The sequence below is a fragment of the Pseudomonas sp. B19(2017) genome (assembly GCF_002113165.1).
Taxonomy (GTDB): domain Bacteria; phylum Pseudomonadota; class Gammaproteobacteria; order Pseudomonadales; family Pseudomonadaceae; genus Aquipseudomonas.
In genome coordinates, this window is sequence record NZ_NEJR01000002.1 from 347,918 (window position 1) to 364,242 (window position 16,325).

17 protein-coding genes and 3 pseudogenes are annotated in these 16,325 nt (G+C 56.9%); 10 read left to right on the forward strand and 10 right to left on the reverse strand.

All coding sequences use genetic code 11. The annotated features are described in order from the left end of the window. Positions 1 to 31: 31 nt before the first annotated feature. Complete coding sequence (locus CAF70_RS04675) at positions 32 to 1,246, reverse strand: aldose 1-epimerase family protein (RefSeq protein WP_085622056.1); 1,215 nt, start codon at positions 1,244 to 1,246, stop codon at positions 32 to 34. 127 nt (positions 1,247 to 1,373) lie between these two features. On the opposite strand from CAF70_RS04675, the gene CAF70_RS04680 reads away from it, so the two are divergent. The 5 genes and pseudogenes from CAF70_RS04680 to CAF70_RS04705 all read left to right on the forward strand — a co-directional run bounded on the left by CAF70_RS04680 (position 1,374) and on the right by CAF70_RS04705 (position 6,498). Next, positions 1,374 to 2,039 (forward strand): SOS response-associated peptidase, encoded by a 666-nt coding sequence (locus CAF70_RS04680; RefSeq protein WP_085622054.1) that lies wholly within the window; start codon positions 1,374 to 1,376, stop codon positions 2,037 to 2,039. A 380-nt stretch (positions 2,040 to 2,419) separates the two neighbouring features. After that, positions 2,420 to 2,920, forward strand: a pseudogene (locus CAF70_RS04690) (sigma-70 family RNA polymerase sigma factor). A 12-nt stretch (positions 2,921 to 2,932) separates the two neighbouring features. Continuing rightward, entirely contained in the window at positions 2,933 to 3,844 is a 912-nt protein-coding gene (locus tag CAF70_RS04695; protein WP_085622050.1) for a FecR domain-containing protein, read from the forward strand. Continuing rightward, positions 3,843 to 5,730: pseudogene (locus tag CAF70_RS04700) on the forward strand (TonB-dependent siderophore receptor); the annotation flags it as partial. The gene CAF70_RS04695 and the pseudogene CAF70_RS04700, both read left to right, overlap by 2 nt. Before the next feature lie 249 nt (positions 5,731 to 5,979). Beyond that, on the forward strand, positions 5,980 to 6,498 hold the full coding sequence (locus tag CAF70_RS04705; RefSeq protein WP_085622048.1) for a cysteine hydrolase family protein: 519 nt from the start codon (positions 5,980 to 5,982) through the stop codon (positions 6,496 to 6,498). A gap of 764 nt (positions 6,499 to 7,262) precedes the next feature. On the opposite strand, the gene CAF70_RS04715 is transcribed toward CAF70_RS04705, so the two are convergent. Further along, positions 7,263 to 8,267, reverse strand: a complete 1,005-nt coding sequence (locus CAF70_RS04715; protein ID WP_085622044.1) for a phospholipase D family protein — start codon at positions 8,265 to 8,267, stop codon at positions 7,263 to 7,265. A 508-nt stretch (positions 8,268 to 8,775) separates the two neighbouring features. Here CAF70_RS04715 and CAF70_RS04725 point away from each other — a divergent pair. The 3 genes from CAF70_RS04725 to CAF70_RS04735 all read left to right on the forward strand — a co-directional run bounded on the left by CAF70_RS04725 (position 8,776) and on the right by CAF70_RS04735 (position 9,991). Next, entirely contained in the window at positions 8,776 to 9,258 is a 483-nt protein-coding gene (locus CAF70_RS04725; RefSeq protein ID WP_178076348.1) for a hypothetical protein, read from the forward strand. Between the two features lie 263 nt (positions 9,259 to 9,521). Continuing rightward, complete coding sequence (locus CAF70_RS04730; RefSeq protein ID WP_085622040.1) at positions 9,522 to 9,698, forward strand: DUF3606 domain-containing protein; 177 nt, start codon at positions 9,522 to 9,524, stop codon at positions 9,696 to 9,698. 17 nt (positions 9,699 to 9,715) lie between these two features. Next, positions 9,716 to 9,991 (forward strand): hypothetical protein, encoded by a 276-nt coding sequence (locus tag CAF70_RS04735; RefSeq protein ID WP_085622038.1) that lies wholly within the window; start codon positions 9,716 to 9,718, stop codon positions 9,989 to 9,991. Here CAF70_RS04735 and CAF70_RS04740 read toward each other — a convergent pair. From CAF70_RS04740 to CAF70_RS28070, 6 genes and pseudogenes are all read right to left on the reverse strand, one after another. After that, on the reverse strand, positions 9,956 to 10,192 hold the full coding sequence (locus CAF70_RS04740; RefSeq protein WP_085622036.1) for a hypothetical protein: 237 nt from the start codon (positions 10,190 to 10,192) through the stop codon (positions 9,956 to 9,958). The two genes, CAF70_RS04735 and CAF70_RS04740, sit on opposite strands and share 36 nt — an antisense overlap. Further along, the gene (locus tag CAF70_RS04745) at positions 10,182 to 10,490 is read right to left on the reverse strand and encodes a hypothetical protein (protein WP_085622034.1); all 309 of its coding nucleotides are present in this window, start codon (positions 10,488 to 10,490) and stop codon (positions 10,182 to 10,184) included. Before CAF70_RS04745 ends, CAF70_RS04740 begins: the two co-directional genes overlap by 11 nt. A gap of 79 nt (positions 10,491 to 10,569) precedes the next feature. Beyond that, positions 10,570 to 10,941: pseudogene (locus CAF70_RS27830) on the reverse strand (DUF2514 family protein); the annotation flags it as partial. Beyond that, positions 10,922 to 11,482 (reverse strand): hypothetical protein, encoded by a 561-nt coding sequence (locus CAF70_RS04755; RefSeq protein ID WP_256573249.1) that lies wholly within the window; start codon positions 11,480 to 11,482, stop codon positions 10,922 to 10,924. The pseudogene CAF70_RS27830 and the gene CAF70_RS04755, both read right to left, overlap by 20 nt. Continuing rightward, positions 11,479 to 12,486: a phage antirepressor N-terminal domain-containing protein gene (locus tag CAF70_RS27835; RefSeq protein WP_371915939.1), complete on the reverse strand. Its 1,008-nt coding sequence runs from the start codon at positions 12,484 to 12,486 to the stop codon at positions 11,479 to 11,481. Before CAF70_RS27835 ends, CAF70_RS04755 begins: the two co-directional genes overlap by 4 nt. Further along, positions 12,438 to 12,590: an Arc family DNA-binding protein gene (locus tag CAF70_RS28070; RefSeq protein ID WP_085622028.1), complete on the reverse strand. Its 153-nt coding sequence runs from the start codon at positions 12,588 to 12,590 to the stop codon at positions 12,438 to 12,440. The genes CAF70_RS27835 and CAF70_RS28070 overlap by 49 nt, the downstream gene beginning before the upstream one ends. 92 nt (positions 12,591 to 12,682) lie before the next feature. Between CAF70_RS28070 and CAF70_RS04770 the strand changes: the two genes are divergently transcribed. Beyond that, entirely contained in the window at positions 12,683 to 13,108 is a 426-nt protein-coding gene (locus CAF70_RS04770) for an Arc family DNA-binding protein (RefSeq protein ID WP_085622026.1), read from the forward strand. A gap of 217 nt (positions 13,109 to 13,325) precedes the next feature. Continuing rightward, positions 13,326 to 13,613, forward strand: a complete 288-nt coding sequence (locus CAF70_RS04775) for a hypothetical protein (RefSeq protein WP_085622024.1) — start codon at positions 13,326 to 13,328, stop codon at positions 13,611 to 13,613. Between the two features lie 376 nt (positions 13,614 to 13,989). On the opposite strand, the gene CAF70_RS04785 is transcribed toward CAF70_RS04775, so the two are convergent. Next, positions 13,990 to 14,889 (reverse strand): hypothetical protein, encoded by a 900-nt coding sequence (locus CAF70_RS04785; protein WP_143491529.1) that lies wholly within the window; start codon positions 14,887 to 14,889, stop codon positions 13,990 to 13,992. 581 nt (positions 14,890 to 15,470) lie between these two features. Then, on the reverse strand, positions 15,471 to 16,301 hold the full coding sequence (locus tag CAF70_RS04795) for an Mbeg1-like protein (protein ID WP_158090306.1): 831 nt from the start codon (positions 16,299 to 16,301) through the stop codon (positions 15,471 to 15,473). Between the last annotated feature and the right edge of the window lie 24 nt (positions 16,302 to 16,325).

Below are 16,325 nucleotides of genomic sequence, written 5' to 3' on the forward strand. Positions count from 1 at the left end.
CCCGCCCGGATCAATCGCAAGCGCATGAACGTTACCCCTTGGCCAGATCAACCAATGGCGTTTGCCGCACTTCGGTTTCGCGCCCACCCTGAATCTCGCTCACCTGCTTCAGGGCCTTGTCCACCGCCGCCTTGTCCGGCAACAAGCTGTAGCTGATGCGGAACTGCCTGTGCTCCTTCGGCCCGATTGTCGGCACCAGGTTCAGTGGCCGCTGGTAACGGCGGTTGTAGGAAAAACTCGTCCCTGGCTCCAGCCCCGTGACATAGCCCTGGCCTTGGGTATCGGTGTTTTTCCACAGGGAGAATACGGGCAATGTCCCAGTATTGAACCCGACCGAAACGCCAAGGCTACCGGCCTTGTTATGCAATACGGCCAACGTATTGCCCTTGGCATCGGCATACGGCACCACGTTGTAAACCGTTTCGTCATAGTCCTTGGTGGGGCCGCGGTAGGTTTGCCAGTCAGGCAGATCTCCCTTGGCTTTGTCGTTGAACGGCGATACCTGTTTCACCGGCGCGGCAAAACGTGCGCCCTGCTCCAGGAACGGGGTGCTGAAGTTGCTGTGATACAGCGCCTGGTATTCCTTCGGATAGTCACCGTTGTTGGTCAGGATGTCGTTGAGGGCGAATGCCACGCTGCCGGATTCGGTGACCACTTCGGTCATGACGGAGAAGTCGACCTTCTTGAACGCCTGCTCTTTCAGTTCACCACGCAGGGTGATGGCGTACGGTGGCTTGTCATCGATGTGCAGGGTGACTTTGTTCGCAGGGGTGTTGGCAGCTCGACCATGCAGGGTCAGCAGTTCGCCGTTGTCGATGCCAGGGTGGCCGACCCATTCGTAACCGCAGCGGGTGACCAGTTCGTTGAAACCTTCCAGCCAGCCCAGACCATTGCGCCCGTTGAGCTCGATGAAGGACGGGTTGACAACTTCCTTGACTGGCGAATCCCAGCCCATGCGCACATTACCGACCGACGCCTGCAAGACGTTCATGCCGCGGGTCGGCACTACCGAAAGTTTCATCGTTCCGTTATCGATGTCGACAACGCTGACACCCTCTTGCCGACCTCCATGCAAGGTGCGCAAGGTAACGCTGAAGGGGTTGTCGGTTTGTACGCCTAGTTGCTGGCTGGTGATCTGCCAGTTCTGGGCGGCTTTGTCGGTGTCGAGTAGAACGTAATCCCAGGCCAGGGCGTGGGAAGTGGCGGACAGGGCGCCGAACGCAATGCAGAGCTTGAGGGAGGACATGGCAGTAGCCTTTCTTGGAGTTGTGCCTTTTTATAAACGCGAAGAATCGTTTCAGCAAGCGCGGTAAACGATGATTTCGGCCCGAGTGAGGGCAGCGGCTATCCTTAAGGTTTCGACAGGAGGGTGTATGTGCGGAAGGTTGAGCCAGTACCGAGGCATACACGACTTCGTTGAAACCTTGAGCCTGCCAGAGGCCTGGAGGAACAACGTCGGCGACCAGCCGCTTGGTCGGTACAATGTTGCGCCGACCACGCCGGTGGCCGTGCTGCGGGTGGATGACGCAGGCCCGAGGGCGGACCTGGTGCGGTGGGGCTGGCGGCCGCATTGGGCCACAGACCGGGCTGCGCCGATCAATGCCCGGGTTGAAAAGGTGGCGCATGGCCCGTTCTTCCGGGCGATCTGGCCGCACCGTGCCATCACGCCCATCGACGGCTGGTACGAATGGGTTGATGAGGGTGGGCTGAAGAAACAGCCGTATTACATTCGGCGCCGGGATGGGCGCCCTGCCCTGTGCGCCAGCATCGGCCAGTTCTCAGGCAATGAGCATGATGGGTTTGTCATCATCACCGCCGATGCCCAGGGCGGTATGGTCGACGTACACGATCGCCGGCCTGTCGTGTTGTCACCTGAACTGGCATACGAGTGGATCGCGACAGAAATACCAAGCGAGCATGCCGAGCAACTGGTACTCAAACTTGGCGAGCCGGCCGGTGCCTTTGAGTGGTACCGGGTAAGTACAGCAGTGGGGAATGTGCGCAACCAAGGCGCCGAGCTGATAAACCCGCTTCAGTGAAGAGTGGCAAATTCTTTCCGCCCTTTTGCCCGAAGCGCCCAAGTGATCGAGACGCTGCGCTCACGGTTCAACGCCACCGTGAGAGCGGGCCCCATTGAGCCCGCCGATAGCCTAAGAATGTCGACCGCCTCCGCCCCTTAGCCGACACTGAAAAATAATGGGTTTCGTGAGCGCGACGCGCACTCTGTGGGAGCGGGCGGGCCCGCGAACACCGGCGCAGCCGGTGCCAGGCTCCGCACTGGATTCTTCGCGGGCGCGCCCGCTCCCACAGGGTACGCGCAGCGCCCGGCACCCGTGCCCCACCAACATCGGATCTTGCAATCTTCCCACCCCATAGAGAGAATGCGAGCAATTACCATTTGCCTCTCGGATCCTGCTCAATGTCGACGCTCGACCATTCGGCGCTTCACCAGCTGTACAGCGAAAACAACGGCTGGTTGAAAAGCTGGTTGCGATCTCGCCTGGGCAATGCCTCTGATGCGTCCGATTTGGCACACGATACTTTCCTGCGGGTCATGACCGCCCGCAACCAGGCGCCCATACGCGAGCCGCGCAGTTATCTCAGCGCGATCGCCCGTGCACTATTGATTGACAAGGTTCGCCGCCGGGCAATCGAGCAAGCCTACCTGCAGGCTCTCGCCCTGCGCCCGGAGCCGGTCGATGTGTCGCCGGAGATTCGCCTGTCGATTCTCGAGATGCTGGTATCGATCGATGCGCTGCTCGACTAACTCGGGCCCAGGACTCGCGATATCTTCCTTGCGGTGCAACTGGAAGGGCTGACCTACGCGGCAGTCGCCGAACGCTTCGATGTATCGGTCACTACGGTCAAAAATCACCTGATCCGGGCCATGACCCACTGCCTGCTATTGGTCGAGAGCTGAGGGGCGCTTGCATTGGACCTGAAGATACTCGAAGAAGCCGCGACCTGGTACGTACAGTTCAATGAGGGTTATCCTGACGCGGCACAGACCCAGGCCTGGGAGGCATGGCTGGCCGCCAGCCCCGCGCATGCCGAAGCCTGGGCTCGGGTGGAAAGGCTCCAGCGGCAATGGTCGATGGTGCCGCGCCAGGCCGCGCTGTCGGGCCTGGGCGCAGCTCAGGCCCAGCGCCGCGAGGTGCTGAAGATACTAGGCATGCTGCTGGCCGTGGGCGGCGGCGCCTGGCTGGCCACCGGGCAGACATCCCACCGCGCCCTGCTTGCCCAGCAGCGCACCGGCACCAACGAACGACGCTCACTGCGCCTGGAGGACGGCTCGCATCTGGAGCTGAACATCGGCACTGCACTGGATGTGCGTTTCGATGCGCAAGTACGGGTGATCGAACTGTACCAAGGTGAGATCCTGATCAGCACCGCCAGCGACCCCGCCCGACGCCCATTCATCGTGCACACCCCCCACGGCAGCGTGCGTGCGCTGGGCACGCGATTCAGTGTACGGCAGTTGCCGGCGCAGACACGGGTCGGCGTCTTGCAGTCGGCCGTCGAGGTACGCCCCCGGCACCACCTTGACCGCTTACTGCGACTGGACGCCGGGCAACAGACGCACTTCGACAGCGATACGTTCGCCCGCGCCCAACCTTTGCCCGCCGACTCTACAGCTTGGGTCCAGGGCATGCTCAGCGTGAACGACTGGTGTCTGGGCGATTTCATTGATGAGTTGGGCCGCTACCGTCCGGGAGTGCTCCGCTGCGCGCCGGCTATTCGAGGCATGAGAATTTCCGGGGCGTTCCGAATCGACGACACCGACATCGCGCTAGCGAACCTGCCGAAAACCCTGCCGGTGAAAGTGCACTACCTGAGCCGCTAAGTATTTCTACTCCCGCGGTTTCAATCTGGATGGCCAGTACCAGTACGATGGTGTGCCGCTAGATGTGGGCGGCAACTACGTGCAGGCCAACAGTTTCTCAAGCGACATGGCCTTTTACGACCGAGTAGAGGTCCTCAAGGGCGCAGCCGGGATGATGAAGGGCTCCGGCTCATCAGCTGGCGGCGTCAACTTCGTGCGAAAGCGTGGCCAGAACAAGGGCCACACCAGCGTGACTCTTTCCGCTGGCAGCTGGGACAATTACCGCAGCCAGGTGGATGTGGGCGGGCCGCTGAATGACACGGGCACCGTGCGCGGCCGTGCCGTGGCGGCGCTACAGGACAAGCAGTATTTCTACGACAGTTCCGATCGCCAGGATCGTGTCGCCTACGGCGCCATCGATTGGGATGTGACGCCCGACACCACCTTGGGCTTCGGCATGGCCTACGAGGATGTCGACGCCTCACCTTGCTATCACGGCCTGCCGCGCTATGCCGATGGCAGCGACCTGAAGCTGTCCCGCTCAACATGCCTGGGCGCCAGCTGGAACGACCTGCAAAGCGAGCGCATCACCGGCTTCGCCGACCTCAAGCACCGCTTTAACGATGACTGGTCGCTGAACTTCGCGTCGGTCTTTACCCATAACAACCAGAACATCGAGTACGGATACTCCGAAGGTTCGGTACCGGTAGGGGCCACCAACGGAACGATGGGGCGTTATTCCGGGCGCTTCGATTACGACCAGACCGACTACGGCTTCGATAGTTACATCGATGGCAAGTTCGAGGCGTTCGGCCTTGAGCACGAACTGATCGTCGGAGCCAACGCCAGCCGCCAAAAGAACCATGACTACTTCGCGCTACTGGGCTTGAGCGGCACACAGAACCCCTTCGACCCTTCGGATAACTTCCCGCGCCCGACCAAGGCCGACTACCAGACCAGTACCATCCGCGGCGGCCCGTTTCCTACCGACTCCACCACTACCCAGTGGGGCACCTATGCCAACCTGCGCCTGAAACTGGCCGAGCCCCTCACCCTGGTGCTGGGTACCCGCGTCAGTTGGTACCGCAACGACCGCGACTCTTATACCCAGCGCTGGGATACCTGGGAGCATATCCGTAGTAAGGAAAACGGCGAAGTCACGCCGTTTGGCGCTGTGCTCTACGACCTGGACGACCAGTGGACCGCCTACGCCAGCTACGCGCAAATCTTCCAGCCGCAAGGCAACCTGACCACCGCCGATGGTACATCCCTGCAGCCCAAGACCGGCGGCAGTTATGAGCTGGGTATCAAGGGCGAACTGCTCGATGGCAACCTCAATACGTCGTTCAATCTGTTCCGTACCATTGAAGATCACCGTGCTGAAACCGACTATGAGAATGTCTGTGCCGGCTCCAGTGACGGCTATTGCTACACCGACAGCGGCAAGGTGCGTGCCCAGGGCTTTGAGGCCGAGATCAGCGGCTCGCCGATCGACCGTCTGCAAGTACTGGCCGGCTACACCTATACCCAGACCAAGTACCTCAAGACCATCAACGACACCGACCCGACCGAGCTGACGTTTACCTCCAGTTTCATCCCGCGGCACATGCTCAAGGTCTGGGGGTGACTACCAGCTCAATGGCGCGCTGGACCGCTGGACGCTTGGTGCCGGGGTGAGCAGCCAGAGCGACAACTTCCGCCGTCAGGGCGCCATCCGCATAGAGCAGCCGGGCTACACGCTGTTCAGCGGTCGTGTGCAATATCGTATCGACCAGCACTGGAGCGTTGCGGTCAATGGCAACAACCTGTTCGACAAGAAGTACTACAGCACCATCGGGGCTACCGGTTGGGGCAACTACTACGGCGAACCACGCAACTTTATGCTGACCCTCAACGGCAGTTTCTAACGGGTGAAGTCAGGCGCAGGTCTTGCGAGGTCTGCGCCTGACGCGCGCTTGTCAGCTCGCTGTGATATTGCTAGTGTCGATCCATGACTACCTATCTCTTCACCTCGACGACCACAACCACGACCGCTGAAAGCGGAGCGTGTGAGGTCTCGTGAGCCAGTAGCAGACGAACTTCATAGGCCCGCCAGCGATGGACAGGGCCTTTTTTTCGCCCTTGTGTCGCTTGTTGAAACGCAAGGAAATGCACGTATGTACGCTTTATTGATACTCGATGTCCAAGTCGGGCTTGTTCACGGCCCGGAAAAACCATGGCGCTGCGAAGCGTTGCTGGAAACGCTGAATACCTTGATGGACAAGGCACGCACAGCAGGCGCTCCGATTTTTCTCGCGCGCCACATCGGGCCTGCTGGATCGCCAATCGAACCAGGCAGCCCCCTCACGATGATTGCACAGGAACTGAAGCTGCTAGGTGGAGAAGTAGTGTTCGAAAAACGGCGGCCCAATGCCTTTGCAATGACTGACCTAGCCGACAGCTTGCGCGCTTGTGGCGCTACCGGTGTGGTAGTCACCGGGATGAAAACTCAATATTGCGTCGACAGCACCTGCCGTGCTGCGCGCGATCTTGGCTTCGATGCGGTACTCATCGCCGAAGGCCATACCTGCTCAGACACACCAGTGATGAAAGCCAAGGACATCGTCGCTCATCACAATGCAACGCTTGACGGGCCATTCTGCCAGCTAGTACGGGCTGAGGATTGGGGCTTCTAGCGGAGTCCGAAAGTGCGGGAATGCGCATGAATTATCCTAGGAACGCCACCCGTTCACCGGTCATCTCGCGCTGGGACAACTGTTGACTATTCGAGATGGACTCCGATGGCTTTCTGCCCCGCAAAGAAAAACCCCGCAGACGTTAATCTGCGGGGTTTTCGAATGGTGGAGGCCGAGGTCGGAATCGAACCGGCGTAGACGGATTTGCAATCCGACCCAAGAAACGCCGCCTCATGCGGACTGGACGAGAAAATCAGTTCCAAAACGAATCAAGATTTGCCGGGCTGTAACCCGCATTCTACAAGGGTCGCCGTTTCAGTTTTGGAACTGATTTTCAGGTTATTTCCCTACTCAGAGCCACCCCGACATCTACGACCACCAGCTGGTCCGAATCGTGCCCCATCTCTAAAACGGCTATCTTTCAACTCGTAGGCAGAACGCGCGCCAGATCAAGACCACACGCGAAAGGCTAACGCACAATTCCTGAGGCTAGGCAATCAACACACCGAGGAAAGCTGTACACATAGTGGAGTGTGCGCAATGGGTGGTTTTATGTGGTTCTTGCTGACCTTCATTCCTGGGCTCGCATTCGCAGTCCACTCCTATGAGGATTATAAAAAGGCCATAGGAAAACCCGTAGGCCAAGCTCTCGTATTTTTACGTAGGGGGCTGACCGCGCTGGTTTTACTTGAACTTGCTTTCTTTGCCTGGCTGTATGGCCACTCGTAAGAGACGATAACGATGCACCCCAGTTACCTTCGCGCCTAATTTACCAGTGACCAAGCAAAAAAATCATCAAGAGGAACGCAGCGGGCTACTTTCGAATCGTTTTGATAAAGGTTTTTAACCCACGGCCTGATAATTTTTGTCAGTCGTGCAGCGTCAGACTTCGTGAAATTATAACCAGCCACTTCTGAGATTTTTCCGACCATAACAAGCGTTGAATCAAAGCCTTCCGAATTTTTGAACTTGTCGTCCAGCTGCGGTATTCGGACGTACGCTCCACCAACCGAGACGCCTTTATTCGGCGACAGGTAGACAGAAATGATCGGTTTACCAATTGGTAATGGCTCATCATAGTCATCAGGCCAGTCCTCGTAGTAGTCGATTTGCTCATTCTTCGCCTCCACTACCCCATTACTCAGTGCTTTGCTGATAGCTTCGGCGGCAGCTCGCTCCGCCTCAGGACTGGCGTCTAAGCGGTGGACCTCTACGTAAATTTCTCGACCACTCAGCTCGCCAGCCTCCAAGGCTTGGTAGAAACCTGTGGATTGTTTGGGACGATTTGAACGATTGCGATCCCATTGAAGTTGAGCTGCCTCCAGCCGCGTGTCAGTAACTTCTGCTCCACGAGCCCATAGTTCATCGAACCATGCTTGAATCGCTGAGATCTCAGAGTTATTGCGGATCAGTACACCTGCCTCCTTCCAGCTAGCGCACTCAGCACCCTCTAAGCCAAGTCCGTTAACAGATACGTTGGCGGAGCCAATAATCGCGGCTGATTCACTGACGGCAACCTTAGCGTGTAAGTCGTCAGCTATAAGAAGCTCAACACCCGAAAGCTCCAGATCACGCAGATTTCGGATGACCTGGGGATTGGTGCCACCGTTGCCTAGGTTAAACAGGATCCGTAGGGATTGACCGGACCATGCGTTTTCAATCATCTCGGCCGCGCCGCGCCCCCAGAAGGCGACGGCTAGGGATACCCGTTCGCCGTTCTCAATCAAGCCCCGAAACTGCGGTAGGTAATTTTCGGTCGTAAGAAACATAGAAACTCCACAGCTGAATGGACCGTCAGCTTAACCTAACTTCGCGTACTGCAGCAGAAGCGGCAAAAATCGACCTCAGGCAGCGACCTATGTGGACTGAGAATCTAGCCTGTCCAATATGGTTCGGCCAGCTTCGGCGACTTTCGCCAGTAAAACCGAGGTGCTTTTGAGCGGTTTTAGACACCCAAAACCACACTCCTCCGGCGTTCTTCCGACTTACCCTCTCTCGGATTCATCAAGCGCCCACTAGTCGACTCGACGATCCCCAGCATGCCGACTAGGTCGCCGTCATCGACCTTTAGCCGCCGGCGCGCGGCATAGGCCTTCTCATTTAGCACTGCGCCGGTATAGGGCCGGCCATGATCGGTTGCCCGCATCACCAGTGACTGGTTTCATAATTGGTGCACCGCTGGAGGCCCGGCTACACCGAACATTCGCTTTGCAGAGGCCGCATTACGAAAATCCTGTATAACTGAACGGCCAAAACTGACCTTGACGTCCACATACGATGATCACCCAAGACCGTATCCAGCAGCTGTTCGACAAATACTTTGAACTGATTCGATTGGAGACGGTTGAATTCGGCGTGAGCGCTACGGAGGTACGCCATCTTTTAGGGCGGCTGGGCGAGTTCTACTGTGCGCTAGAGCTAGAAGGCACCCTCGCTCACCTAACCAACCAGCATGGCTTCGATGTGATCTGCAGGAGTGGTAGAAAGGTAAGCGTTAAGACGACGGCTCAGAAGAACGGATTTGTTCCTATCGGTAGGTCGACCATCGACAGAGTCGACGACCTAATGGTCATCCAATACCAAGACGGTGCGCTCTCCACTGTGTATTACGGACCTGTCGCGCAGGCAATCGCAGCAGCCCGCTACTACGCGCCAAGTGGAAACTATGAGCTCGATCTATCTAAGGCGCGCCGGCTGACGACCACTGCGAGCCCTTCTCTAAAAGATGCCCTAGCTGCTCCGCCAACTGGAGACCTATAAAAAGACAGCGGCTTTCAAGACCGTGGTACAAGCGCGCTATCCATGCCGCCCGCAACGCAAAATCGATTCCAAAACAACGATGAAACGGCACGACTACAGGCCGCATACTGCAAGGGTCGCCATTTCAGTTTTGGAATCGTTTTTCGCTCCCCTCAGGCTTTCTGCCGACCAATTACCGCCAGAAAAAATAAACCTGCCCCGCTCCCATAGGTCCAGATGTTCAGCGGCCTGGATTGACCAGGTCTCCTCAAAGGAGCCTAGAAATGGCTGATGATCTTTTGAACCGCAGTACACAGGATCGGGCTCGCATCAATGTCAGCGAAGACTGGGAGGTCCATTACTGGACACAAAAATTCGGCGTAACCGAGCAACAGCTCCGAGAAGCTGTGAAGGCCGTAGGCAATAGCACAGAAAACGTTCGGAAAAAGCTTGGTAAATAACATGTCCGGGAGGCGCCGTGTATGAGGTTGCGGTGGACGGTGAAGCCAGCGTGCTGCAATGCGAGGTAACTGATCTGGTGGATGAGCAGCCTCGGCCCGGCACCTGGTCGAGCGATTGGGACGCCCAAGGCTACCGGGAGCTGGAGTTTCGCGTCATATCCGGCCTGTGGCTCGATCCAGACGGAGGCCCACATGACCTTGGCAGGAACGGCTGCGCAGAGATGGCCGATCGCTACGCCGAGTTCATCGAAGAGGAACTATGGCACCAGATCGACGCCGAGCGGGCCGCCTGAATGGTCATGTTCGAGCGCCCATAACCTGGCTGCCTCCGCAAGTTCCAGCATGTCTACCAGTTCACCTTCATCGATTTCCCGCCGTCGGCGCGCGGCATACGCCATCTCGCTAAGTACGGCTGCGCGCCCATCAGGATCCGCTACCAGGGCAACCTGATCATCCAGCTCGGCCAGCCAGCCCTGCGGCAGCTTAGTTGCCATAATTACCCACCGCTCGGCACCACCATGACTGGGCGTAAAGAGCGCCGTCGATTTCCTCAACCCCGGTGATATTTAGGCCGAGCTGGGCCATGCCATTGAGCTTGGCGTCGTGCAGCCGAGGGATTATGTCGGGACCGGGCGACGGGTTAAACACCCAGGCCTGGGTCGAAACCCGGCCCAAAGGCTCACTGTGGTGGTCACCGATGTGGATGTCGGCCCGCATTGGCTGGACCTTCCTAAGCTGATCGGAGGGGATGGCCACGCCCTTCACGCGGCGGCGAAGTAGGAGGAAGTACACGCTGCACCCAATACTGTATATCGATACAGTATCGTATCCACCAAGGCAGCATCTGGGCAACTGCCGGGCAGCGGGTCGGCTTCATCCCATCGATCACCGCCTCACAGGCCAGCCCGGCTATTCGGCTTCGCTCAAGCGCTGCCGCGCAGCTTCCCGCCATTCGGTCAGCCTCTTCAAGCAATCCCCCGAGCACCACGACGGCAGAGGTTCCTGCCTGGCGCTGCTGGGCAGCAATGGCACTGCAGGTGGCTCTGTGGCCATCCAGCAGTCTGGCGATTTCCCCGCGCAGCCCACCAGCAGCAGACTCAGCAGCAGCGGCCCGGCCTTGAGCCAGTTCCAGTTGTTGTCGTGCACTCTCACCCTCCTTGTCCGCCACGGCCTGGCGGCGCTGTTCTTCAGTTCTGGCCTGGGCCGCGGCGCGCCGGTCACGCTCAGCCACCTGCAGGCGGTGGGCATCCTGGCCTCGCAGCGTGAACGTGCCCGCAGCGAAGTTGATTTCCAGCAGCGGCAGACCTTGGGCGTTCAGCGCAGCAGATCGAATCGTCAAGCTGGCAAGCCCAGTCGAGGAATATCGGCCGGTAACGCATGATCTTGGCCTGGCCAACCTTCACCCCACGGCAGTCGACGAAACGCGGATCCTCCCAGAGTGCCTCTGGAGTGCTAGGCCCATCGAATTCCAACGTGGCCCTGTCGGTCATCACCAGTGCGCCGCGCTTCCAGTGGGTGCCCAGCTTTTGCAACTTGGCGCCAGCAAGAAAGGTGGCGTCGAAATTAGCGCCTGGAACATGAATTCCCGACCGCTCGTCCAAGTAGACGCCCGCGACGAACTCGGACTTGGCGATAGCGACATGATCGTCATCGACTTTCTTGCGCTTGCTGGTGAGCTCGCGGTGCGCCTTCGTCGCCGGGTGCAGTGGGTTGGCCAGCTTGTCGCTGTGCATCATCAAAGGCGAGGTGCCTTTGATGCTCAGGGTTAGCAGCTCCATGCTCATTTCACCGCCCTCCGCGCCATGTACTCGAATCGACCACGAAGGTTCACCACTGCCGCCATCAAGAAATCGAACATGTCCGGTGTCGATACGGGAATATCGCCTGGTGACATGACCATCCCCTTGATGAGATCGCGCGTCGAAAGCACACAGGCATCGTCAGGCACCTCCTGGACTTGCTGCCCGCCCTTGTGATCGAACGAGACCAGATAGCGCTTCTGTGGTCCGCCAACGATCTGGACCTGATCGCGTCTCGGCAAAAACTCACCCTCAACCACCGCATAGGCGGCAATGAAGTTTCGAGCGCCATCCAGGTGCTCGGCCGGGATATCTGCGGCAGACCGGACCCCGAACGCCGCATGTACCTGAGACCAAATCTTGGCCGTCGCGCGCCTCTGAATGGGAACAGGCAGCGCCGTTACCTTGCCCTTAACAATTGCGCCGAGCATGTGAAATCCATCAGTGCCAATGGTCTGACCGAGGAGGGTCATTGATTGGTTTGTCTCCCGATGATTCACTGCGCGACCTTGATTCCAGTAGGACCACAGTGCGTCGTCGCATTCATTCTGGTAGTCGATCACGCCATCACGCAGTTCGGGTCGCACCTTGCTTGCATGAATCGACATCAACCAGCCCGCGAGCTTACGAAGAGGGAGACATGCCATTTCGTATTGCTTACCGTCGGCACCAGTTGTGGTGATCATCACCATAATTGCATTGAACCGGCTGCCTTGAAGCTTTGCATGCTGGCTCTTCCAATCCAGCCCCATGCCTTCGACCACTGGTTTCATTGGGATGAATGGTTGGCCGTCACGCTCAACGAGCAGAAGCTTTGCTGAGCGGAATGGGATGACACTGGATACAGCTTTGCTATTATCGCCCATGACGATTTCTTCTCCGAAGTTGATCTCGTTTCCCGAAGCCCTGACGACTCTCACCTCGTCGGGGCTTCTTCGTTTCAGGCTGCAGCCTGCTCTCGCCGCTTTTTCTCTTCCAACAATGCGAATACCACTTCCGCCGTCTGCGAGCGGCAGTTCCTCTGTGCCTCGGCTTCCACCCATTGCTTGAGCTCCTCTGGAAGTCTCACTTTCATTTGTGGGTCTGTACGCATACCTGCATTCTCGCGGGATCACCGTGATCCCATTCAATAGCACCACGGTGGTCCCATTGCTGTCAACACCACCGTGGTCCATTATCCGCTCCATGAGTAGAGAAGATTCCCAATTCAAGTTGCGCCTGCCCGCCGATCTACGGGAGCAAATTGAGCAAGCAGCTCAAGAATCTAAGCGTTCTCTGAATGCTGAAATCGTTGCTCGCCTGGAAGAAAGCCACTTCCGTACCGGCCAGGTTGATGCCATCCCCAGCGCTAAAAAAGCTCGGGAGATGGCGGCGCAGTCTCGAAAGCGCACGGCGATCGAGATCCGTAAAGAGGTTCTTTCAGAACTTCAAATTGCCATCAACAAGGGCGCCACAATGGCCCAAGTCGACCTCCGAGATATGGGGCTCGATGAAATGAGCGATGCGGAGCACGAGGAGACCACCGGCGACGTATGCAGGGAGCTGGAAGCTGCCGGATATACCCTTGATTGGGATGGCCCAGATCACTTGTCCGTTATTTTTGAACGGTAGTAGCACCCCAAGCCCGGCCAAGAGCGGACCGGACGATCGGTTGCAACCACTACAAGGAGTTCCACATGCTTGACGTACTAGTCAAAATTTTCAGTTCGCTATGGCAAATCTGGTCATCTCTATCCGACCAACAAAAAGACAGCATCTGCAAAACCTTCACCGATCTCTTTGAGGACCTATTTCGGGCGTACTACAAAGCGAATTCAGGAGGTGCACAATGAAATCGTTAGTCGAGATCCTGCGTCAAAACTCTGAGTCCGGATCGATAGCCAGCACTACAAAGACAGAGATGGGACTCGCAACGGTCGCTGTCCTCGGATCGGTGCTAGGTAAGTCCAAAGCGACTCAATTTGCCGACGATGCGTCCGACCTAATCACAAGCGATGATTTCCTGAACGAACTCGAATCTGAGCTTGGTCTGCCCCAGAAAGGCGAATCAGAAGACGAGTTTGTAGCTCGAGCGAAAGCGAGCATGTTCGAGATGCTGAAAGCCAAGCTCAAGTAACCAGACCACAACCCCGACCAAGCGGTACTCGGCCCCAACCTAGGAGCAATGTCGTTATGAGAGATGTGGCCGATTTAGAGCCTAACCCTGAAAAGCCTGGCTGGTACCGTGGCCTTGTCGTTGTCAACATAGCCACTGGCGACGTCCACGGCATCTACCGAGAGCCACTTGAAGCATACCAAGTGGCGAAGCGCCTCGGCCCGGAGTTCCAGGCACTCGGAGGTGGCTATTGCCCTGCAGCTGATCTGTTCGAGTACTTTGAATCACCGATTAAAAGATAATTTCACTCATGACGCGATCTGAAGCCAGTACAGGTGGTATGCAGCCATTTTGAGCGTCAGACACAAAAAGCCCAGCGCGGGGCTGGGCTTGTAGATTACTCGACCAAGCCGGTAACCATTATTTTGACTGGAGTAAGCTTTTTCGCTTTGCCTTTCGGCTCATAGATGACGATCACGTCGGCCCTAAGCTTAAATTTTCCAGCCACATCCTTAGGGTCAATGTCTTCGGCAAGCTCGATAGGGATTCGACGGTCAACAACGCCTGGAATAAGGCCGCCCCACCCAGTAGTTTTGCTATCTAAGTTTGTAGCTCGGATATGAAGGTCCACGTCCGGAAGTCGGTCCTCAATCTGGTCCCTGACGACATCGACGCTTGAAGGCGCTACCTGAACCGTCTCCTTGGGGATGACGATCTGCTCGTTCCCATCGAAAACAACCTGAGACTCTTTGTCTGTACGAGCAGGCGCCATGAATCTCACGCTGTCCTTGGCAAGCGCCTTCTTATCCCGGATGGCTGCGTGAACCACTGCAGTGAATTGCTCCGGTGTCATGTTGACCTCGCCGGCACCGATGTTGATGACCACGTTGTTGTTAGCCTGAATCGTGGCGGCGGCTTCCGGGCTGTTTACGATCTTCGCTGCTGCGAATAGGCCGTACCCTACCATTCCCGCGATTACGGCTGTCAGAAGCGTGTTTCGCACCACGGGATGCTCCTTGAGTTTTTCCCTAATCGAGCCGAGAAACTTCTCCAGCTCCTCCTCATCCTTGAAAAACAGCTTGAGCAGATACTTCGCATCCAAGCTGCCAGAGTGCAACTCTTCGACGAAAACTTCAATGTGGTCAATTTCTGCGCCGGTGAGAGCGGAAAGGACCTGCGGGCTTTGCTTGATGATCCTCTCGAAGGCAAGCAACGAGGTAACCACATCAGCGATAGGAATCTCGTTCTTTGTTGAGAAGTAAATCTCGTGGCTTGCTTCAAGCACCAACCCAGTCATCAACCCGGCTCCATGGTAAAAGGCGGCAGCATGGTAAAGGGTTGCCAACACCAATGCCACCATTCCGATGGCACCTGCTGGGTTGATGCGGATGAATGGTCACCCTGTCTACCCCTCCACCCTGGACGGAAAACCAGTAACCCGCCCAACCACCGCTGTAGTAGCGTTTGGCCTTCAAGACGATTAGAGATATTTGGAGGCAGAAGTGAAGATGCTCAAGAGAGCAGTCCAGTTGATCCGAAACGAAAGCAAGCGGCCTTGGTCGGAGGTCAGTAGCTGGGCCCTGGCTCCAATTGGCGGCGCAAGCAAATTTATCGCATGGGCTCTAACACTGGCTGTGTTGGGTGTAATGCCGGGCCTGATCCAAGCTACAAACGAGGTTGGCATCACCACTCTAGGTGTCGGAGCATACAGCGTAGTTGGTTTGATGGTATTGACCGCCGGCCACTTCAGGACTGTGGCCAAACGCTGCTTCGAGCTGCTCTACCAACGCCATTACAGATAATCCACTGACCGAATAACCAGCTTGGAAATGTAGCAGACACGCAAGAGCAAAAGCCCGGCGCAGGGCTGGGCTTAAGTTACTTGGCTATGATTAGGTCGATGTATCGTTCTCGGCCATCCCGCTTGGCTACAGGTGGAAGATCCATTCCGATCTGGTCCCGATGCGCACCTAGACTCGAAGTTCTCTCCGCATCGGATGCGATTTTAGTCAGACAACTTGCAAGCAATTTCATAGCGTGCTGAGGGAATGGGTTCTTCTCGTTCGTGCACCCAATTGACGTATAGAGCTGAGTAGCCTCGCGACCAAAGAAACGGCCTATCTTAAGCACTTCTCCATATTCGACGATGCTGTAGCGCTCATTTTCAAACGGGACTCCATCGGAGTGAAATACCGGACTGCCATTGAATGTGTAAGCCTTAACGTTTGCCCGATTGAGCGAAACGTGGATCGCGATCGCACCTCCAAGAGAATGGCCTACCACAGTTATTTCTTTTGGGGAGTACGAAGCTAGAACCTGATCGTAAACGGTCAGGGCATACTCGTTCTGCCCTTGGAAGAATGGGTTATTTCCCGCTTCAAAATCTGCCAATGAATCTGTACCGCGGAACGCGAGAATATAGTTTTCCTTGTCATTCTCCTTATAGAGAGATGCAAAGAAATCGATCTTCCGCTCCTCAAAATCTCTGATCAAATGATAACGGGCTGAGACGTCAAACTCTGGTTGCTCCTTGTAGACGTTGAAGGCTAGCTGTGCTGGTAGCCACGAGTGGCCAGCCAATTCCCGAATCTGATCAGACCAACCAGATGGGTGCTTACGACCAGTCAACGATACTTGCTGGGTGTCTACGCACCCGAATAGGGTAGCCATGGTGATCAATAGCCCGCTACCGACCAAAAATTTGAACATTGTCCTGCCCCTCCCTGAACAAAG

Excerpts from the sequence above, each read along its gene's own strand:
- CAF70_RS04725 (WP_178076348.1), top strand. The coding sequence starts at position 8,776 with ATGATCACCCAAGACCGTATCCAGCAGCTGTTCGACAAATACTTTGAA.
- CAF70_RS04675 (WP_085622056.1), bottom strand. The coding sequence starts at position 1,246 with ATGTCCTCCCTCAAGCTCTGCATTGCGTTCGGCGCCCTGTCCGCCACT.
- CAF70_RS04740 (WP_085622036.1), bottom strand. The coding sequence starts at position 10,192 with ATGGCAACTAAGCTGCCGCAGGGCTGGCTGGCCGAGCTGGATGATCAG.
- CAF70_RS04680 (WP_085622054.1), top strand. The coding sequence starts at position 1,374 with ATGTGCGGAAGGTTGAGCCAGTACCGAGGCATACACGACTTCGTTGAA.
- CAF70_RS04755 (WP_256573249.1), bottom strand. The coding sequence starts at position 11,482 with ATGAGCATGGAGCTGCTAACCCTGAGCATCAAAGGCACCTCGCCTTTG.
- CAF70_RS04705 (WP_085622048.1), top strand. The coding sequence starts at position 5,980 with ATGTACGCTTTATTGATACTCGATGTCCAAGTCGGGCTTGTTCACGGC.
- CAF70_RS04730 (WP_085622040.1), top strand. The coding sequence starts at position 9,522 with ATGGCTGATGATCTTTTGAACCGCAGTACACAGGATCGGGCTCGCATC.
- CAF70_RS04795 (WP_158090306.1), bottom strand. The coding sequence starts at position 16,301 with ATGTTCAAATTTTTGGTCGGTAGCGGGCTATTGATCACCATGGCTACC.
- CAF70_RS04770 (WP_085622026.1), top strand. The coding sequence starts at position 12,683 with ATGAGTAGAGAAGATTCCCAATTCAAGTTGCGCCTGCCCGCCGATCTA.
- CAF70_RS04715 (WP_085622044.1), bottom strand. The coding sequence starts at position 8,267 with ATGTTTCTTACGACCGAAAATTACCTACCGCAGTTTCGGGGCTTGATT.
- CAF70_RS28070 (WP_085622028.1), bottom strand. The coding sequence starts at position 12,590 with ATGCGTACAGACCCACAAATGAAAGTGAGACTTCCAGAGGAGCTCAAG.
- CAF70_RS04775 (WP_085622024.1), top strand. The coding sequence starts at position 13,326 with ATGAAATCGTTAGTCGAGATCCTGCGTCAAAACTCTGAGTCCGGATCG.
- CAF70_RS04785 (WP_143491529.1), bottom strand. The coding sequence starts at position 14,889 with ATGACTGGGTTGGTGCTTGAAGCAAGCCACGAGATTTACTTCTCAACA.